Origin of the sequence: Actinomadura chokoriensis (assembly GCF_039529475.1) — a bacterium.
In the GTDB taxonomy this organism is placed as follows: Bacteria; Actinomycetota; Actinomycetes; order Streptosporangiales; family Streptosporangiaceae; genus Spirillospora; species Spirillospora bangladeshensis.
This window is the reverse complement of the sequence record NZ_BAAAMW010000015.1, coordinates 173,213-190,634: the sequence shown is the minus strand read 5'-3', so window position 1 is coordinate 190,634 and position 17,422 is coordinate 173,213. Positions and strand designations below refer to the sequence as shown.

16 protein-coding genes are annotated in these 17,422 nt (G+C 74.6%); 9 read left to right on the top strand and 7 right to left on the bottom strand.

The features are described from left to right. Positions 1-4: 4 nt before the first annotated feature. The 4 genes from murJ to ABFX46_RS28605 all read left to right on the top strand — a co-directional run bounded on the left by murJ (position 5) and on the right by ABFX46_RS28605 (position 6,384). Complete coding sequence (gene murJ / locus ABFX46_RS28620; protein ID WP_346046845.1) at positions 5-1,666, top strand: murein biosynthesis integral membrane protein MurJ; 1,662 nt, start codon at positions 5-7, stop codon at positions 1,664-1,666. Next, the gene (locus ABFX46_RS28615) at positions 1,659-2,855 is read left to right on the top strand and encodes a glycosyltransferase family 4 protein (protein ID WP_346046843.1); all 1,197 of its coding nucleotides are present in this window, start codon (positions 1,659-1,661) and stop codon (positions 2,853-2,855) included. The genes murJ and ABFX46_RS28615 overlap by 8 nt, the downstream gene beginning before the upstream one ends. Before the next feature lie 233 nt (positions 2,856-3,088). Continuing rightward, positions 3,089-4,114: a TerC family protein gene (locus ABFX46_RS28610; protein WP_346046841.1), complete on the top strand. Its 1,026-nt coding sequence runs from the start codon at positions 3,089-3,091 to the stop codon at positions 4,112-4,114. A gap of 74 nt (positions 4,115-4,188) precedes the next feature. Further along, positions 4,189-6,384 carry an acyl-CoA dehydrogenase family protein gene (locus tag ABFX46_RS28605; protein WP_346046839.1) on the top strand — a complete coding sequence of 732 codons (2,196 nt, stop codon included), beginning with the start codon at positions 4,189-4,191 and terminating at the stop codon, positions 6,382-6,384. A 4-nt stretch (positions 6,385-6,388) separates the two neighbouring features. Here ABFX46_RS28605 and ABFX46_RS28600 read toward each other — a convergent pair whose 3' ends face one another. Then, complete coding sequence (locus tag ABFX46_RS28600) at positions 6,389-6,748, bottom strand: hypothetical protein (RefSeq protein WP_346046837.1); 360 nt, start codon at positions 6,746-6,748, stop codon at positions 6,389-6,391. A 123-nt stretch (positions 6,749-6,871) separates the two neighbouring features. Here ABFX46_RS28600 and ABFX46_RS28595 point away from each other — a divergent pair, with 123 nt between their 5' ends. From ABFX46_RS28595 to ABFX46_RS28585, 3 genes are read left to right on the top strand one after another with little or no spacing between them, the layout of a single operon-like run. After that, positions 6,872-7,315, top strand: a complete 444-nt coding sequence (locus ABFX46_RS28595; protein WP_346046835.1) for a hypothetical protein — start codon at positions 6,872-6,874, stop codon at positions 7,313-7,315. Continuing rightward, on the top strand, positions 7,312-8,181 hold the full coding sequence (locus tag ABFX46_RS28590; RefSeq protein WP_346046833.1) for an AAA family ATPase: 870 nt from the start codon (positions 7,312-7,314) through the stop codon (positions 8,179-8,181). The genes ABFX46_RS28595 and ABFX46_RS28590 overlap by 4 nt, the downstream gene beginning before the upstream one ends. A gap of 1 nt (position 8,182) precedes the next feature. After that, the gene (locus ABFX46_RS28585) at positions 8,183-9,574 is read left to right on the top strand and encodes a vWA domain-containing protein (protein WP_346046831.1); all 1,392 of its coding nucleotides are present in this window, start codon (positions 8,183-8,185) and stop codon (positions 9,572-9,574) included. A 61-nt stretch (positions 9,575-9,635) separates the two neighbouring features. Here ABFX46_RS28585 and ABFX46_RS28580 read toward each other — a convergent pair whose 3' ends face one another. Further along, entirely contained in the window at positions 9,636-11,036 is a 1,401-nt protein-coding gene (locus ABFX46_RS28580; protein ID WP_346046830.1) for an MFS transporter, read from the bottom strand. 94 nt (positions 11,037-11,130) lie between these two features. On the opposite strand from ABFX46_RS28580, the gene ABFX46_RS28575 reads away from it, so the two are divergent. After that, positions 11,131-11,625: a winged helix-turn-helix transcriptional regulator gene (locus tag ABFX46_RS28575; protein ID WP_346046828.1), complete on the top strand. Its 495-nt coding sequence runs from the start codon at positions 11,131-11,133 to the stop codon at positions 11,623-11,625. A gap of 74 nt (positions 11,626-11,699) precedes the next feature. Further along, on the top strand, positions 11,700-13,292 hold the full coding sequence (locus ABFX46_RS28570) for an adenylate/guanylate cyclase domain-containing protein (protein WP_346046826.1): 1,593 nt from the start codon (positions 11,700-11,702) through the stop codon (positions 13,290-13,292). On the opposite strand, the gene ABFX46_RS28565 is transcribed toward ABFX46_RS28570, so the two are convergent. From ABFX46_RS28565 to ABFX46_RS28545, 5 genes are all read right to left on the bottom strand, one after another. Then, on the bottom strand, positions 13,289-14,029 hold the full coding sequence (locus ABFX46_RS28565; RefSeq protein WP_346046824.1) for a hypothetical protein: 741 nt from the start codon (positions 14,027-14,029) through the stop codon (positions 13,289-13,291). The genes ABFX46_RS28570 and ABFX46_RS28565 overlap by 4 nt on opposite strands. Positions 14,030-14,080: 51 nt before the next feature. Further along, positions 14,081-14,710: an MBL fold metallo-hydrolase gene (locus ABFX46_RS28560; RefSeq protein WP_428831321.1), complete on the bottom strand. Its 630-nt coding sequence runs from the start codon at positions 14,708-14,710 to the stop codon at positions 14,081-14,083. Continuing rightward, positions 14,710-15,795, bottom strand: a complete 1,086-nt coding sequence (locus ABFX46_RS28555) for an S-(hydroxymethyl)mycothiol dehydrogenase (protein WP_346046822.1) — start codon at positions 15,793-15,795, stop codon at positions 14,710-14,712. The genes ABFX46_RS28560 and ABFX46_RS28555 overlap by 1 nt, the downstream gene beginning before the upstream one ends. Before the next feature lie 213 nt (positions 15,796-16,008). After that, positions 16,009-16,584 carry an AAA family ATPase gene (locus ABFX46_RS28550; RefSeq protein WP_346046820.1) on the bottom strand — a complete coding sequence of 192 codons (576 nt, stop codon included), beginning with the start codon at positions 16,582-16,584 and terminating at the stop codon, positions 16,009-16,011. Positions 16,585-16,680: 96 nt separating this feature from the next. Beyond that, positions 16,681-17,346 (bottom strand): MBL fold metallo-hydrolase, encoded by a 666-nt coding sequence (locus ABFX46_RS28545; RefSeq protein WP_346046818.1) that lies wholly within the window; start codon positions 17,344-17,346, stop codon positions 16,681-16,683. Positions 17,347-17,422: the final 76 nt, after the last annotated feature.

Genomic DNA, 17,422 nt, shown 5'->3' with positions numbered 1-17,422 from the left:
GCGCGTGACCCCTCCCGAAACGTCCCCGACGGCCCGGCGGTCGCCGGCCGTGCGCCGGCTGACCGGCGGCCTGGCGGGCGCCGCCGTCGTCATCGCGGTCATCACCGTCCTGTCGCGGCTCGCCGGGTTCGGGCGCACCTACGCCTTCTCCCAGACGGTCACGACGTCCTGCCTGAGCCAGGCGTACTTCACCTCGACGCAGTTCCCCAGCATCGTCTACGAGATCGTCGCGGGCGGCGCGCTCGCCAGCATGGTCGTCCCGGTGCTCGCCGGGCCCGCCGAGCGCGGCGACCGCGAGCAGGTCCGCCGGATCGGGTCGGCGCTGCTGACCTGGATCGTGGTGCTGATGGTGCCGCTGTCGGCGCTGATGGCGCTCGGCGCCCGCCCGATCATGGAGGTGCTGGTCGGCGGCGATCTGAAGGGCTGCTCGCGCGGCGACATCGTCGACGTCGGCTCCACCATGCTCGCGATCATGTCGGCGCAGATGGTGATGTACGGCATGGCGGTCGTCCTGTACGGGCTGCTGCAGTCGCACCGCCGGTTCGTGGCGCCCGCGCTGGCGCCGCTCATGTCGAGCCTGGTGGTGATCGGCGCCTACATCGCCTACGCGCCGCTCGGCCGCGGCTTCGAGAACGACCTGGCCGGCCTGCCGCTGGACGCGGAGCTGACGCTGTCGGTCGGGACGACGCTCGGCGGCGTCGCGATGGCGGCGACCGCCGGGATCGCGGCGTGGCGGCTGCGGCTCGGCCTGCGCCCCACGCTGCGCTTCCCGGACGGGGTGGCGCGCCGGGTGCGGCGGCTCGCGCTCGCCGGCCTCGCGACGGTCGCGGCGCAGCAGCTGTCGGCGCTGCTGGTCGTCCGGCTCAGCTACGAGGGGACGGGCGGCGCGCTCGCCAACTACCAGTACGCGTGGGCGATCTACCTGCTGCCGTGGGCGATCCTGGCGGTGCCGATCGCGACCAGCGCGTTCCCGCTGCTGTCGGCCCGGATCAGCGCCGGGGAGCAGGACCGGTTCGACCAGGTCACCGCGTCCACGACCCGCGCGGTGATCCTGGTGTCGTGCGCGGGCGCCGCCGCGCTCGCCGCCGTCGCCGTCCCGATCGCGGCGGTGTTCAACCCCGGCCATCCCGACCAGCAGGAGGTGCTGTCGCGGGCGGTGCTCGCGTTCGCGCCGGGCCTGCTCGGCTACGGGCTCGTCGCGCACCTCGGGCGCGTCCTGTTCGCCTGCCACCGGGGGCGGATGGGGGCCATCGCGGTCGTCACGGGCTGGGTCGTCGTGATGGGCGCCGACGTCGCGCTGGTGCTGTCGGTCGAACGGCAGTGGGTCGTCGCGGCTCTTGGCATCGGCAACGCCGCCGGGATGACCGTCGCCGGCGTGCTGCTGCTCGGCACGCTCGTGCGCGCGCGCGGCGCCGCGGCCGCGCGGGGCCTGCCGCGCGCGCTCGCGGCCGGGCTGGCCGGCGGCGCGGCGGGCGGCGGCGCAGGGCACGCGGTCGCCGCGCTGCTCGGCCCCGGCGGCACGGGGCCGGCCGGGGAGCTGCGCAACGTCGGGACCGGGGCGCTGGCCGCGCTGGTCGCCGGCGCGGTGTTCCTGATCATCGCTTTCGTGATCGACGGGCGCGACCTGCGCGCCGTCCTCACCCGGAAGGTGACACGCAATGGCTGACAACCGGGACCTGGAGGGGCTGCGCGTCGCGCTCGTCCTCGGCACCAGCGCGGGCGGCGTCGGGCGGCACGTCCGGTCCGTCGCGGCGGGGCTCGCCGGGCGCGGTGCCCGCGTGCTCGTGTGCGGGCCGCCGCAGACGCAGGAGCGGTTCGGGTTCGGCGGCGACGGCGTCGGGTTCGCCGCCGTCGACGTCGCCGACCGGCCGCGCCCGCTGCGCGACGCGCGGGCCGTGGCGCGGCTGCGGTCGCTGCTGCGCGGCGCGGACGTCGTGCACGCGCACGGGCTGCGGGCGGGCGCGCTCGCGGTGGCGGCGGGCGCCCGGGTCGCGCCGGGGCCGCTGCGGTTCTCGCGGGGCGGCGCGCCGCTGGTCGTCACCCTGCACAACGCCGTGATCGCCGGCGGCCGGACGGCCGCGGTGTACGGGGCGCTGGAACGCGTCGTGGCGCGCGGCGCCGCCCGCGTCCTCGGCGTCTCGCCCGACCTGGAGGAGCGGATGCGCTCGCTCGGCGCCCGGTCGGTGGGGCACGCGATCGTGCCCGCCCCGGCGCCGAAGGCGCAGCCGGGCCCGGCCGCGCGCGCCGACCTGCGGGCCGAGCTCGGCGTGGGGGACCGCCCGCTGGTCCTCACGGTCGGGCGGCTCGCCGAGCAGAAGGGCCTGCCCACGCTGCTGGACGCCGCCGCGGTCTGGGCGGCGCGCACCCCGCCGCCGCTCGTCGCGATCGCCGGCGGCGGCCCCCTGGAGGACGAGCTGCGCGCCCGGATCGAGGCCGAGGACCTGCCCGTTCGGCTGCTCGGCCACCGCTCGGACGTCCCCGGGCTGCTGGCCGCCTGCGACGTGGCGGTGCTGCCGAGCGTGTGGGAGGGGCAGCCGCTGATCGTCCAGGAGATCCTGCGGGCCGGGAAGCCGCTGGTGGCGACCCGTGTCGGCGGCGTCCCGGGCATGGTGGGGGCGACCCGGCCCGCCGGGGGCGCGCTGCTGCACGGGCCGGAGAGCGACGCGGCGCTGCTGGTGCCGCCGGGCGACGCGGAGGCGCTGGAGCGGGCGGTGAGCCGCGTCCTGGACGACCCGTCGCTCGCGGCGCGGCTCGGCTCGGCCGCCGCCGAGCGGTCGGCGCTGCTGCCGGGCGAGGACGACGCCGTCGACCAGCTCGCCGGCGTCTACCGGGAGCTGACCGGCACCCGGCGGTGAGCCTTTGATGCGCCGACCGGGGACATGGTTCGGAACCCGGTCGGGAAATTCCGGCGAACCAGGGAACGCCCTCCCCGCGGCCTGCGTTGAAGTAGGCAATTGGAGGGGAGTATCCCCGCGCACGGTTCTCGTCAGTACGGTCGGTCCGCACCGGCCCGGGTTCCGTGGCCCGCGTCGTCGTCAGGGCGGGAGAGACCTCCAGCGCTCGTTCGTGTCCGCTGGAGGTGTTCACGTTGACCGTTACCCCCATGGTGTGGGGCCTGACCATCGCAGGCATCCTCGCCGTCATCGCCGCCGACCTGTTCCTGATCCACAGGAACGACACGCGGGAGTTCACGACCCGCAGGGCCGCGTTCTGGTCCGCGGTCTACATCGGCCTCGCCGTCCTGTTCGGGCTCGGGGTGTGGCTGTTCGCCGGAGGCCGGTACGCCGGCGAGTACTTCGGCGGGTTCGTCACCGAGAAGAGCCTGAGCGTCGACAACCTGTTCGTGTTCATGGTGATCCTCGCCCGGTTCGCGGTGCCGAAGCAGGCGCAGCACACGGTGCTGATGGCGGGCATCGTGATCGCGCTGCTGCTGCGCGGCCTGTTCATCGCGGTCGGCGCCGCCGCGATCTCGACCTTCACCTGGGTCTTCTTCATCTTCGGCGCGTTCCTCCTGTGGACCGCGATCGGCCTGGTGCGCGGCGGCGACGAGGACGAGTTCAAGGAGAACCGCCTGCTGCGGTGGGCCAAGCGCGTCATCCCCACGTCCGACGAGTACGAGGGCAGCCGGTTCGTCACCCGGCGGGGCGGCCGCCGGCTGATGACCCCGATGGCCATCGTGATGATCGCGATCGGCTCCACCGACGTGCTGTTCGCGCTGGACTCCATCCCGGCGATCTTCGGGCTGACGACCGAGCCGTACCTGGTCTTCACCGCCAACGCGTTCGCGCTGATGGGCCTGGTCCAGCTGTACTTCCTGATCGGCGGCCTCACCGACCGGCTGGTCTACCTCGCGCACGGGCTGGCGTTCATCCTCGGCTTCATCGGGGTCAAGCTGATCTTCCACGCGCTGCACGAGTACGGTGTCGCGTGGGCGCCGGAGATCCCGATCTGGCTGTCCCTCGCGGTCATCGCCGGGACGCTCGCGGCCACCACGGTGGCGAGCCTCGCCGTCGGGCGCAAGCCGTCCGGCACGGGGCTGCGCGAGCCGCTGCGGGAGGTCGGCGCGGACGGTGAGGGCGTCGGCGAGGACGCCGCCGCGACACGCGAGGGCTGACCCCGGGCCTCCCTCCCCACAGACCCGAATCCTGTTCTAGAATCTCGGTCAAAAGGTCTGAGAAAGGGTGACGCATGGCCATCGGGCTGACCGAGGAGCACGAGGCGCTCGCCGAATCGGTGCGCGGCTTCGCCGAGCGCAACATCCCGGCGACGGCCGTCCGGGCCGTGCTGGACGCCGACGAGGAGACCAGGCCCGGGTTCTGGCCCGCCCTGGCGGAGCAGGGCCTGCTGGGCCTGCACCTCGCCGAGGAGCACGGCGGGCAGGGCTACGGGCTGCTGGAGCTGTCGGTCGTGCTGGAGGAGCTGGGCCGCGCCGCCGCGCCCGGCCCGTTCCTGCCGACCGTCCTCGCGAGCGCGGTCATCGACGCGTCCAGCAACGCCAAGCTGCGCGCGGAGCTGCTGCCCGCGCTCGCCGACGGGTCGATGACGGCCGCCGTCGCGCTGGACGGCGCGCTGACCGGCCGCCGCGACGGCGACGCGCTGCTGGTGTCCGGCACGTCCGGCACGGTGCTCGGCGCCGCGCTCGCCGACGTGATCGTCCTGCCGGTCGCGGCCGAGGACGGGGAGCAGTGGGTCGCGGTCGACGCCGCCGACCTCACCGTCACCCCGGTCGCGAGCCTGGACCGGGTCCGCCGCGTCGCCGCCGTGGAGGCGTCCGAGGCGGCCGTCGCCGCCGACCGGGTGGCGGACGGCCTCACCGCCGGTCGCGTCAGGGACCTCGCCGCCGCGCTGTTCGGCGCCGAGGCCGCGGGCCTCGCCGGGTGGCTGGTGGACACCGCCGCCGAGTACGCCAAGGTCCGCGAGCAGTTCGGCCGCCCGATCGGCCAGTTCCAGGGCGTCAAGCACAAGGCGGCCCGCGCGCTCATCGCGCTGGAGCAGGCCCGCGCCGCCGCGTGGGACGCCTCCCGCGCGCTGGACGAGGGCGCCGGCGACGCCGGATTCGCCGCCGCCGTCTCGGCCGTGATCGCGGTCGACGCCGGCGTGCGGACGGCCCGCGACGCCATCCAGATCCTCGGCGGCATCGGCTTCACGTGGGAGCACGACGCGCACGTCTACCTGCGCCGCGCCCTCACCCTCCGGTCGCTGCTCGGCCCGTCCAAGGACTGGGCCGCCGAGGTCGCGGGGCTCGCGCTCGGCGGAGGCCGCCGCGAGGTCGTCCTCGAACTCGACGAGGATGCCCAGCCGCTGCGCGAGCGCATCCGCGCCGAGATCGCCGAGCTGGCCGCGATCGAGGACAAGGAGGCGCTCAACACCCGGATGGGCGACGAGGGCTGGTCCGTCCCGCACTTCCCGAAGCCGTGGGGCCGGGAGGCGGGGCCGGTCGAGCAGATCCTCATCCAGCAGGAGCTGAAGGCCGCCAAGGTCAAGGCGCCGAACCTCGGGATCGGCGCGTGGCTGGTGCCGTCGCTCGTCCGCTATGCCTCGCAGGAGCAGAAGGAGCGGTTCCTGCGCCCGACGCTGCGCGGCCAGATCGTGTGGTGCCAGCTGTTCTCCGAGCCGGGCGCCGGCTCCGACCTCGCGTCGCTGTCGATGAAGGCCGAGCGGGTCGAGGGCGGCTGGAAGCTCACCGGCCAGAAGATCTGGACGTCCCTGGCACAGCACGCCCAGTGGGGCTTCTGCATCGCCCGCACCGACCCGGACGCGGCCAAGCACGACGGCATCACCTACTTCCTGGTCGACATGAAGGCCGAGGGCGTGGACGTCCGCCCGCTGCGCGAGTTGACCGGCGAGGCGCTGTTCAACGAGGTGTTCCTGGACGGCGTGTTCGTCCCGGACGACCAGGTCGTCGGCGAGGTGAACCGCGGCTGGCAGGTCGCCCGCAACACGCTGTCCAACGAGCGCGTGTCGCTGTCGACGGGCGGCGGCCTCGGCATGGGCGTCCCCGAGCTGCTGCGGTTCTTCGAGAACCGGGAGCTGGACCACGTCGTCACCGCCGAGGTCGGCGCGCTCGTCGCGCAGGGCCAGTCGATCGACCTGCTCGGCCTGCGGACCACCCTCAAGCAGCTGAACGGCGTGGAGCCGGGCGCGGAGGCCAGCGTCCGCAAGCTCCTCGGCGTCCAGTTCAACCAGGACGTCGCCGACTACTGCTGGGCCGCGCAGGGCACGGCCGCCGCCACCGAGGTCGTCATGGCCGAGAGCGGCATCGTGGCCCGCGCCATGCTGTTCAGCCGCGCGATGACCATCTACGGCGGCACGACCGAGGTCCAGCTGAACATCATCGGCGAGCGCATCCTCGGCCTGCCCCGCGACCCGGAGCCCGGCAAGTAGGGCGCTAGCGCGGCCGGAAGGTGTAGGTGAGGTTCACGAGGACGATGCCCGCGATGGTGATCAGCAGGCCGGGCAGGCCGGCGTTGACGACGGCGATCGCGCTCAGCGGGATCGCGGCGAGCAGCGACAGCACCGCCATGGCCAGGCTGTGATCGCGTGCCGCGGTGACGTACTCCGCGCCGGCCCGCGGCCGGGGCGCCGGACGGCGACCCGGCCGCGGCCCGGCGGCGGCGCGCGCGTCGAGGGCCTCCTCGATGCGGTCCACGACCGTCTCGATGAAGGCGTCGTCGTAGTCGGGTCCGAGTTCGCGCCGGGCCGCCATCGCCGCCGTGAGGTCCTCGCGCGGCAGTCGTGGGGTCGTCATGGCTCCGTTATAGGCGGCGGGCGCGCGGCGCCGCGTCACCCCGCGGGGCGAACCGGCCGGTACCTCGCAGGTAGCAAGGGCAATACACTGCCGCTCTCGTCCCCGATCCCCCCGGAGGTCCCCGTGGCCCGTTCGCTGGTCCTCGGCGTGTGCGCCGCCGCCGTCCTCGCGCTGAGCGGGTGCGGCGGGGGCGGGAAGGCGGACGCGGCGGACCCGTCCGCGTCCCCGTCCGCGCCGGGCACGGCGCTGGCGCCGATCCCGGTGGTGAGGCCGTCCGACGTCAAGCCGCTCGTGGGGCGGTGGGCCGGCACGGCGAAGGACTACTTCCAGTTCACCGCCGACGGCAGCGGCGTGTGGGTGCGGAACGGGCAGAAGCTGTGGACCGGCACGGCCATCCCCGAGGGCGGGGGCGAGTTCCGCTTCTCGTGGAAGGGCGGCGACCCGCAGACCGCGTCCTACTGGGGCGTCAGCCTGGAGGACGCGAACACGCTCGTCTTCGCCGGGACCAACCAGAAGTACACCAAGGTCGCGGTGAAGAAGGGCAACGCGAAGAAGGGCAACGGATGACCGACGGAATGTTCGCCTCGCCCGCCGACGTCGCGGCCCGGCTCGCCGGCGTCCGCTACCTCGCGGACGAGGCGATCGCCACGACCGTGTACCTCGCGCAGGCGCTCGGGAAGCCGCTGCTCGTCGAGGGCCCGGCCGGGGTCGGCAAGACGGAGCTGGCGAAGGCGGTCGCGGCGTCGACCGGCGCCGAGCTGATCCGGCTCCAGTGCTACGAGGGGCTGGACGAGGCCCGCGCGCTGTACGAGTTCAACTACAAGAAGCAGCTCCTCGCCATCCAGGCGGCCCCGGCGGACCGGGCGTGGCAGGAGACCCACGACGACATCTTCTCCGAGGAGTTCCTGCTGGAGCGGCCGCTGCTGGCGGCGATCCGGCGGGCCGACCCGACCGTCCTGCTGATCGACGAGGCCGACAAGGCCGACGTCGAGGTGGAGGGCATGCTGCTGGAGGTCCTGTCGGACTTCCAGGTCACGATCCCCGAGCTCGGCACCGTCAGCGCGGTGCGGCGGCCGTTCGTGCTCATCACCTCCAACGCGGCGCGGGAGCTGTCGGAGGCGCTCAAGCGCCGCTGCCTCTACCTGCACCTGGACTACCCGGCGCCCGAGCGGGAGCGCGACATCGTCCTCGCGCAGGTGCCGGGGATCGAGGCCGAGCTGGCCGAGCAGCTCGTCCGGACGGTGGGGACGCTCCGCGACCTGGAGGTCAAGAAGGCGCCGTCGATCGCCGAGACCGTCGACTGGGCGCGCACGCTGCTCGCCCTCGGGCTGGACGAGCTGGACGAGGCCGCCGTCGCGCGGACCCTCGGCGTCGTCCTCAAGCACGTCTCCGACCAGGAGCGCGCCCTGAGGGAACTGGGGCTGCGGAGCTGACATGGCCTCCCTCGTCGACCGGCACACCGGGTTCGTCGCGGAGCTGCGCCGGGCCGGGCTGCCGGTGTCGGTCGCGGAGGGCCTGGACGCGGTCCGCGCGATGCAGGCGGTCGACCTGCTCGACCGCGCGTCGCTGCGCGCCGCCTACGCCGCGACGGTCGTCAAGCGGCCCCAGCACCGCCCGACGTTCGACATGCTCTTCGACCTGTGGTTCCCGGCGGCGGTCGGGGACGGCGCGGGCGCGCCGCGGGAGCGTCCCGCGCGGAGCCTGAACGACGACGGGCGCCCCGTCCCGCCGGCCCTGGATCCGCAGGTGCAGGCCCGCCGGGACGAGCTGGCGGAGCTGCTGCTGTCCGGCGACGACGCGGGCCTGCGGCAGTTCGCCCGCCTCGCCGTCGCCGAGTACGGGCAGACGCCGGGTCGGGAGTCGTGGTTCTCCTCCGGGGTCCTCAACGCGCTGTCGCCCGACACGCTCATGGCGCGGCTGCTGAACGCCGTCCTCGGCGGGCAGGAGCGCGGCGGGATGGCCGAGCGCGTCGCCCGCCGGACGTTCCGCGACCGCATCACCCGGTTCCAGGACCTCGTCGCGGGCGAGGTCCGCCGCCGCATCGCCGAGGACACCGGCGTCGAGCGGACCGCGCGCATCGCCGTCCGGCCGCCGCTGGAGCGGCTCGACTTCGCCGGCGCGAGCCGCGCCGAGATGGAGGCGCTGCGCCGCGAGGTGTACCCGCTGGCCCGCAAGCTCGCCTCCCGGCTGGTGCAGAAGCAGCGGCACGGCCGGCGGGGGCGGCTGGACTTCCGCCGGACGGTCCGCGCGTCCCTCGCCAGCGGGGGAGTGCCGCTCACCACCCACCACCGGCCGCGCCGCCCGCACCGGCCGGAGCTGGTCGTCCTGTGCGACGCCAGCGACTCGGTGTCGGCGTTCGCGCACTTCACGCTGCTGCTGACGTTCGCGCTGCGGGAGCAGTTCAGCAAGGTCCGCGCGTTCGCGTTCATCGACACCACCGACGAGATCACCAAGTACTTCGCGCCCGGCACCGACGTCGTGGACGCGATGGCGCGGCTCGCCGCCGAGGCCGACCTCGTCTGGATCACCGGCCGCTCCAACTACGGCCACGCCATCAAGGTGTTCGACGAGAAGTACCGCGACGCCGTCACGTCCAGGACGTCCCTGCTGATCCTCGGGGACGCGCGCTCCAACTACGGGGAGCTGTCCCTGCCGGTCCTGCGGTCGATGGTGGACCGGGCGCGGCACGCGTACTGGCTCAACCCCGAACCCCGCGCCCAGTGGGACACCGGCGACTCGGCCGCGTCGAAGTACGGCGAGCTGCTCCCGATGTACGAGTGCCGCAACCTGACCCAACTGGCCGCCTTCATCGAAGAACTCGCCTAGCCACGTTGATCTGCGGCGTGTTGTTGTTATGAGCCGCCCCATAACAACAACACGCCGCAGGTCAACGAAGCGGGGTGGCGGGGCGGGGGCGGATGAGGAGGGCCAGGGCGGCGTAGGCGAGGGCGGCGATCGCCGAGATGACCATCGCGGTGTTCGTGCCGTGCGCCAGCGCGGACGGGTCGTGCCCGGAACCGGTCGCGACCGCCCCGACGACCGCCACGCCGACCGACGCCCCGATGTAGCGGGCGGTGTTGTTCGCGCCGGCGCCCATGCTCGCGCGGTCGGCGGGGACGCTCTCCACGGCCAGCCGGGCGAGCATCGCGTTGGTGAGGCCGCTCGCGACGCCGGCGACGACCAGGCCGGGGGCGAGGCGCCACCAGTGCGCGTCCGGGGCCAGGGCGGCCATCGCGAACTGGCCGGCGGCCGACAGCGCGAACCCGGCGGCCAGCAGCCGCCGGACGGGCAGCCGCGCCGGCAGCCGGTGCGCCTGCAGGGCGACGGCGAACGACAGCGCGGACCAGATCGCCAGCACCAGCGCGGCCTCGACCGGCGACAGCCCCATGACCAGGCTCATCATCGTCGCCAGGTAGGTCATGATGCCGATCACGGCGAGCCCGGTGACGAGCGCGCCCGTCACCGACAGCAGGAACGCCGGGCGCCGGAACAGCGCCAGGTCGACCATCGGCTCCCGGCGCCGCGCCTGCACCAGCACGAACGCGGCCAGCAGGACGGCCGCGACCGCGAGCAGCGCGAGGACGCCCGGCGCCGTCCAGCCGGTGCGGCCCCAGGTGATCGCCGCCACCAGCGCCGCCACGCCGAGGCTCATCGTGGCGAGGCCCGGCAGGTCCAGGCCGCGCGGGTGCTCGGCCCGCGACTCCGCCAGCCACCGGGCCGCCGCGACCGCGAGCAGCGCGGAGGCGGCGACCGCCGCCCAGTACCAGAGGCGCCAGCCGCCGAGCGCGGTCAGCCCGGCCGCGCCGATCGGGCCGAGCGCGATGCCGAGGCCGACCATCGCGCCCCACGTCCCGGTGGCCCGCGCCCGGTGCGGGCCCGGCTCGAACGAGGCGCCGACGATGCCGAGCCCGGTCACCAGCAGCGCCGCGCTGGCGGCGCCCTGCGCGATCCGGCCCGCGACGAACACCGCGGCGTTCGGGGCGAGCGCGCACGCCACGCTGGCGGCGGCGAGGGCCGCCGCGCCGGCCACGAACGCCCGCTTGCGCCCGTGGTCGTCGGCGAGGCTGCCGGCCGCGAGCAGCGCCGCCGAGAGGCCGAGGCTGATCGAGCTCATCAGCCAGATCTGCGCGGTCGCCCCGGCGTGCAGCCCGCGCGCGGTGTCGGCGAGCGTCGCCGCCGGCGCGCAGTAGTTCATGAGGGCCAGCAGGGTGGCGGCGGCCGGCAGCGCCAGCGCGGCCGCCGGGCCGGGTGCGCGGCGCGCCGCGCGGGGTGCGGCCAGGGTCGTCATGCGGCCTCCTAGAGTTCAGTGAACGAACCAAGGAGGCCGACGGTAGCACGGGGGAGTTCAATGATTGAACCCCGTGGCGGGTACTGTGGGACGCATGGCACTCGGCAAGGACTACGCGGCGCAGGACTGCTCGCTCGCCCGCGCGCTGGAGGTCGTGGGGGAGCGCTGGACGATGCTGATCGTGCGGGACGCCTTCTACGGCGTCCGCCGCTTCAGCGACTTCCACGTCCACCTGGACATCCCGCGCGCGGTGCTGTCGGCGCGGCTCCAGTCCCTCGTCGAGACCGGCGTCCTGGACAAGGACGGCCACGACTACGTCCTCACCGAGATGGGCAAGGAGCTGTGGCCCGTCGTCCACACGCTCGCCCGCTGGGCCGAGGAGCACCTGTCCGCCGAGCCGTGCCGCCTGTTCCTGCACGCCGACTGCGGCACCCGCGTCGGCCCGGACGGGCTGTGCGCCGCCTGCGGCCGGACGGTCGCGCCGGAGGAACTGGAGATCCACGCCGGGCCGGGCGTCCGGCGCCGCACCGATCCGGTCAGCGCGGTGCTGCGGTCCCCGCACCGCCTCCTCGACCCGATTCGCACCTGAGTGAGCGATCACGCCCCGAGGCCGCGCGGCCGGGGTGGGGCCGCCGGGGATTCGACCGGATAACCTGCACGCTCATGGAGACCGAAAAGGCGGAGCCTGCCCCGCGGCCCAGGCGGAGCCTTCTCGGTCCGCTGTGGCGCCTCATCGACGGCGCCCCCGGCGACTCGCGGGCGCGGATCGCCCGCCGGGCCCGGATCCTCGTGACCATCGCCACCGGCCTCGCCAACCTCGGCGGCGCGCTCGTCGTGCTCGTGTTCGCGGTCGTCGTCCCCGACCCGGTCGGGCACGTCTCCGACCGGCTCCAGCTCATCAACCTCATCGTCTTCACCGCCTACGTGTCCGCCGCCGTGCCCGTCGGCCTGCTGCTCGGCGAGCGGTTCTTCCGCCGCGTCCGGCGCCTCGCCGAGCGGCACGGGGAGCCCGACCGGCACGAGCGCGCCCTGCTGCTGTACGGGCCGCTGCGGCTGATGGCCCTGCACCTGACGCTGTGGGCCATCGGGACGATCGGCTGGGTCGTCATCAACGCCCCCTTCTCCGGCCTCCTCGCCGTCAAGCTCGGGCTGACCAGCCTGCTCGGCGGCCTCACCACCTGCACGATCGTCTACCTGCTCACCGAGCGGCTGCTGCGCCGCGCCGTCACCACCGCGCTGCGCAGCGAGCTGCCGACCCGCACCGGCCTGCCCGGCGTCGTCGCCCGCTCCGTGCTCGCCTGGGGGCTCGGCACCGCCGTGCCGATCCTCGGGCTGATCACCCTCGCCATCGGCTCCTTCGTCATCGCCCGGATCACCGTGCGGGACTTCGCGATCGCGGTGCTCGCGCTCGGCGGCATCGCGCTGGTCGTCGGCCTCGGCGTCACCTACACCGCCGCCCGCGCCATCGCCGACCCGGTCGAGTCCGTCCGGCGCGGGCTGGCCCGCGTGCAGCGCGGCGACCTGGACGTCGAGGTCCCCGTCTACGACGCCAGCGAGATCGGGCTGCTGCAGGCCGGGTTCAACCACATGGCCGCCGGGCTGCGCGAGCACGAGCGGCTCCGCGACCTGTTCGGCCGGCAGGTCGGCGCGGACGTCGCGCGCGTCGCCGTCGAGCGCGGCATCGACCTCGGCGGCGAGCTGCGCGAGGTCGCGGTGATCTTCGTGGACATCATCGGCTCCACCCGGCTCGCCGCCGACCGGCCGCCCGCCGAGGTCGTCCGGCTGCTGAACGACTTCTTCGCCGTGGTCGTCGAGGTCATCGGCGCGCACGGCGGCTGGATCAACAAGTTCGAGGGCGACGCCGCGCTCGCGATCTTCGGGGCGCCGCTGGCACTGGACGGCGCCCCCGGCCGCGCGCTCGCCGCGTCCCGCGAGCTGGCCCGCCGGCTGCGCGACGACGTCCCCGGGCTGCGGGCGGCCGTCGGCGTCTCCGCGGGCGAGGCGGTGGCCGGGCACATCGGCGCCGAGGAGCGCTTCGAGTACACCGTGATCGGCGACCCGGTCAACGAGGCCGCGCGCCTCACCGACATGGCCAAGAACACCGAGGAGCGCGTCCTCGCGGCGGGCTCGCTCGTCGCGCGGGCCGACCCGGAGGAGGCCGCCCGCTGGTCGCTCGGCGAGGAGGTCACCCTCCGGGGCCGGACGCAGGTCACGGTGCTCGCGATGCCGCGGCCGTCCGAGCGCGTCCCGTCCTAGGGCGGGCCGAGGGTGGCGCCGTTCAGCGTCGTGTAGAAGGGCGACCCGGACAGCCGCGAGCCCTTCTCCTCGCCGATGTAGACGTCGGCGTGGTTCGCGCCCCCGTACCCGGGGCGGAACAGGTCGGTGACCGTCCAGCGGGCCTTCCGGAACGCCTCGCACACCGTGCTCGCGATGGGGCGGCCGGTGCCGTCCCTGCCGCACTCGACGATCGCGAACCGCTGGCCCCGCCCGAGGACCGACGTGTCGGCCGCCGCCGACGTCCACGGCTCCAGCGGGCGGCCCCGCGAGTCGCGGGTCGTGTCGTCCAGCCAGAAGCCGACGCTGTGCGACCAGTTCAGGTACCGGCCCCGCCGCGGGCCCGCGGTGATGCGCCCGCTGCCCTCCATCTGGACGACCTTCAGGAAGTCCTCCGGGTACGACCCGAGCGGCGCCTTCCCGTGCGAGCAGTGGAACCGCGTGCAGCCCTTCACGGCCTTGCGCTCGCCGTCGTAGAGGCTCTCACGGGCCGTGTAGTAGGTGGTGACGCGCCACCCGCCGGCCCGCCCGAGCGGCTGGAGCCGCGCCGATGCCGACGGGGGCGCCGGCGCCGTCGCGGCGGGCGCGGGGACGGCCGGGGCGGGCACGGCGGGCGGCGGGACGTATCCCGCCGCCTCCTCGGTGCTCTGACCGCACCCGGCCAGGGCCCCGCCCAGCAGCGCCCCGCACAGCGGCAGGGCGAGCGGTGCCCGTCGCATCGCACCCTCCCGGCTCGGGACGCCTGTCCGCCACCGGGGACGATATCCCGGTCAGTGCCCGCGTGCCATCCACTCGTCGAGGTGCGGGGCCTCCGCCCCGATCGTCGTGGACTCGCCGTGCCCGGTGCGGACGGTCGTGTCCGCCGGCAGCGTCAGCAGCCGCTCCCGGATCGACGTGATGATCGTCGGGAAGTCGGAGAACGACCGGCCGGTGGCGCCCGGCCCGCCGTTGAACAGCGTGTCGCCGGAGAACACCGTCCCCAGGCCGGGCGCGTAGAGGCACACGGCACCGGGGGAGTGGCCCGGCGTGTGCAGGACGGTCAGCTCCGTCCGCGCCACCGTGATGACCTGGCCGTCGGCGAGGTCGCCGTCGGGGCTCGCGTCCGGGTGCTTCTGCTTCCAGAGCATCAGGTCGTCCGGGTGCAGCAGGATCGGCGCGCCCGTCCGCGCCCTGAGCGCGGGCGCCGCGTCGATGTGGTCGTCGTGGCCGTGCGTGGACACGATCGCCGCGAGCCTCCGGTCGCCGACCGCCGCCGCGATCGCGTCGGCGTCGTGCGCGGCGTCGATGACGATCGCCTCGTGGTCGTCGCCGACGATCCAGACGTTGTTTTCGACGTCCCAGGTGCCGCCGTCCAGCGAGAACGTCCCGGACGTGACGACGTGGTCGATGCGGGCCGCCATCAGAGCATCACCACCGAGCGCAGCACGTCGCCGTGGTGCATCTTCTCGAACGCCGCCTCCACGTCGTCCAGGCCGATGGTCTCGGACACGAACGCGTCCAGGTCCAGGCGGCCCTGCAGGTAGAGGTCGATGAGCATCGGGAAGTCGCGCGAGGGCAGGCAGTCGCCGTACCAGGACGACTTCAGCGAACCGCCGCGCCCGAACACGTCCAGCAGCGGCAGCTCCAGCTTCATCTCCGGCGTCGGTACGCCGACGAGGACCACGGTGCCGGCGAGGTCGCGCGCGTAGAACGCCTGCTCGTAGGTCTCCGGGCGGCCGACCGCGTCCACGACCACGTCGGCGCCGAACCCGCCGGTCAGTTCCCGGACGGTCTCGACGACGTCCTTGTCCCCGCCGTTCACCGTGTGCGTCGCGCCGAGGGCGGACGCGGTGGTGAGCTTGCGCTCGTCCAGGTCCACCGCGATGATCGTCGCGGCGCCGGCCAGCCGGGCGCCGAGCACGGCCGCCGCGCCGACGCCGCCGCAGCCGATCACCGCGACCGAGTCGCCCCGCCCGACCTGCCCGGTGTTGATCGCCGCGCCGAGCCCGGCCATCACCCCGCACCCGAGCAGCCCCGCCACCTCCGGCCTGGCCGCCGGGTCGACCTTCGTGCACTGCCCGGCCGCCACCAGCGTCTTGTCGGCGAAGGCCCCGATCCCGAGTGCGGGCGACAACTCGGTGCCGTCCTCCAGCGTCATCTTCTGCGCGGCGTTGTGCGTGTTGAAGCAGTACCAGGGACGCCCCCGCAGGCACGCCCGGCACTGCCCGCACACCGCGCGCCAGTTCAGGATGACGAAGTCGCCCGGCGCCACCTCGGTGACCCCCTCGCCGACCGACTCGACCACCCCGGCGGCCTCGTGCCCCAGCAGGAACGGGAACTCGTCGTTGATCCCGCCCTCGCGGTAGTGCAGGTCGGTGTGGCAGACCCCGCACGCCTGGACGTCGACGACCGCCTCACCCGGCCCGGGGTCCGGCACGTTGATCGTCTCGATCCGCACCGGCTGCCCCTTGCCGGGTGCGACGACCCCGCGAACCTGCTGCGCCATACTGCCGCCTCTCGTCGTCTCGATCTTCCCCCGACCCTATATACCTCCCCGCTGACCTGCCCCCATCCTTCTGTTCCCCGGAACACCCGCGGGCGCGAGCAACGAGACCACCCGCGCGGGCGCCTCGTCTCCGCGACGAAGCCGGGAAGGGGCCGAGCGGCGGGAGCGCGCGGCGCGGCCCCCTGAGGCACCGGCATCACACGGGGCGCGGGGTCAGGTGAAGTGGATCGCCTGGAGCTTGTCGGCGGCGGTGCGGTCGAGGACCGTGACGCCGGCGGCGGGCGGCAGGGGGTCGCCGCCGCGGGCGCGGTCGACCAGGGGGCGCCAGCGGCGGCAGTGCCGGTTGAAGGTGGCGGAGGTGACGGTGCGGCCGCGGGCGTACTGGCCGGCGCGGGCGGTCTCGGGGGCCACGTCGAGCAGGATCAGGTGCAGCCGGCCGCCGCGGCGGCGCGCCAGCCAGGCGAACAGGTGCAGGATGTGCGGCCAGGTGCCGCGCGTGTGCGCGACGACGGCGTGCCCGGCGAGGATCGCGCGCCCGATGCGCCACACGTGGGTGGCGTGGACGAAGGGCGTGCGCAGCCGGGGCGGGAGCGGGCGCAGGAACCGCGCCCACCAGTTGCGGGACTGCCGGGAGTCGATCACCAGGACCCCGCCGGCGGGCACCGGGGCGGTCTCGTCGCCGTGCAGCCCGTAGAGCCGGTCGAGCAGCGTGCTCTTGCCCGCCCCGGGCAGCCCGGCGACGAGCACCAGGGAACCCGCCGGGTAGCGCAGGGCGGGTCCCGGATCCACCTCGTCGGGTTCGTGGATGGTCGTCTCCTGGAGTCGGCCCGATGGTGTTGGGGCCAACGAACACCCCGCACCACTTGTTCCGGGCGGGGCGGGGAGTCACCAGCCCCGTTCGCGCCACTCCGGGAGGGACGGGCGCTCGCGGCCGAGCGTGGAGTCCTTGCCGTGGCCCGGATAGAACCAGGTGGCGTCGGGGAGGCGGTCGAAGACACGCTCCTCCACGTCGGCGAGGAGCTGCTTGAAGCGGGACGCGTCGCCCCAGGTGTTGCCGACGCCGCCGGGGAAGAGGCTGTCGCCGGTGAACAGGTGCGGCCGGTCCGCGAGGTCGCCGCCGGCGTCGTACAGCAGCGCGATCGAGCCGGGTGTGTGGCCGCGCAGATGGACGACGTCGAGGGACACCTGGCCGAAGGAGACCGTGTCGCCGTGCTCGACCTGCTCGGCGACCGGCTCGGGCAGCGCCTCGGCGTCGCGGGTGTGCGCGATGACGGGGGCGCCGGTGGCGCGCACCACCTCGCTCAGCGCCATCCAGTGGTCCTGGTGGCGGTGCGTGGTGACGATGCGCGTGAGCGGGCCGTCGCCGATCAGCTCCAGCAGCCTGGACGCCTCGTTCGCCGCGTCGATGAGCAGCCGCTCGCCCGTCGCGGTGCAGCGCAGGATGTAGGCGTTGTTGTCGTACGGGCCGACGCTCACCTTCGTGACCGTCAGCCCCGGCAGCTCCCGGACGTCGGGACGCCCGCCGGTCTCGACGTTCCCGGTGTAGGTCATGGAGTCCTCCCCGTCGGTGGTGCGGAGACCATCTTCCATCATCGCGCGACCGGGGGCCGCCGGATCCCGCCGGGAG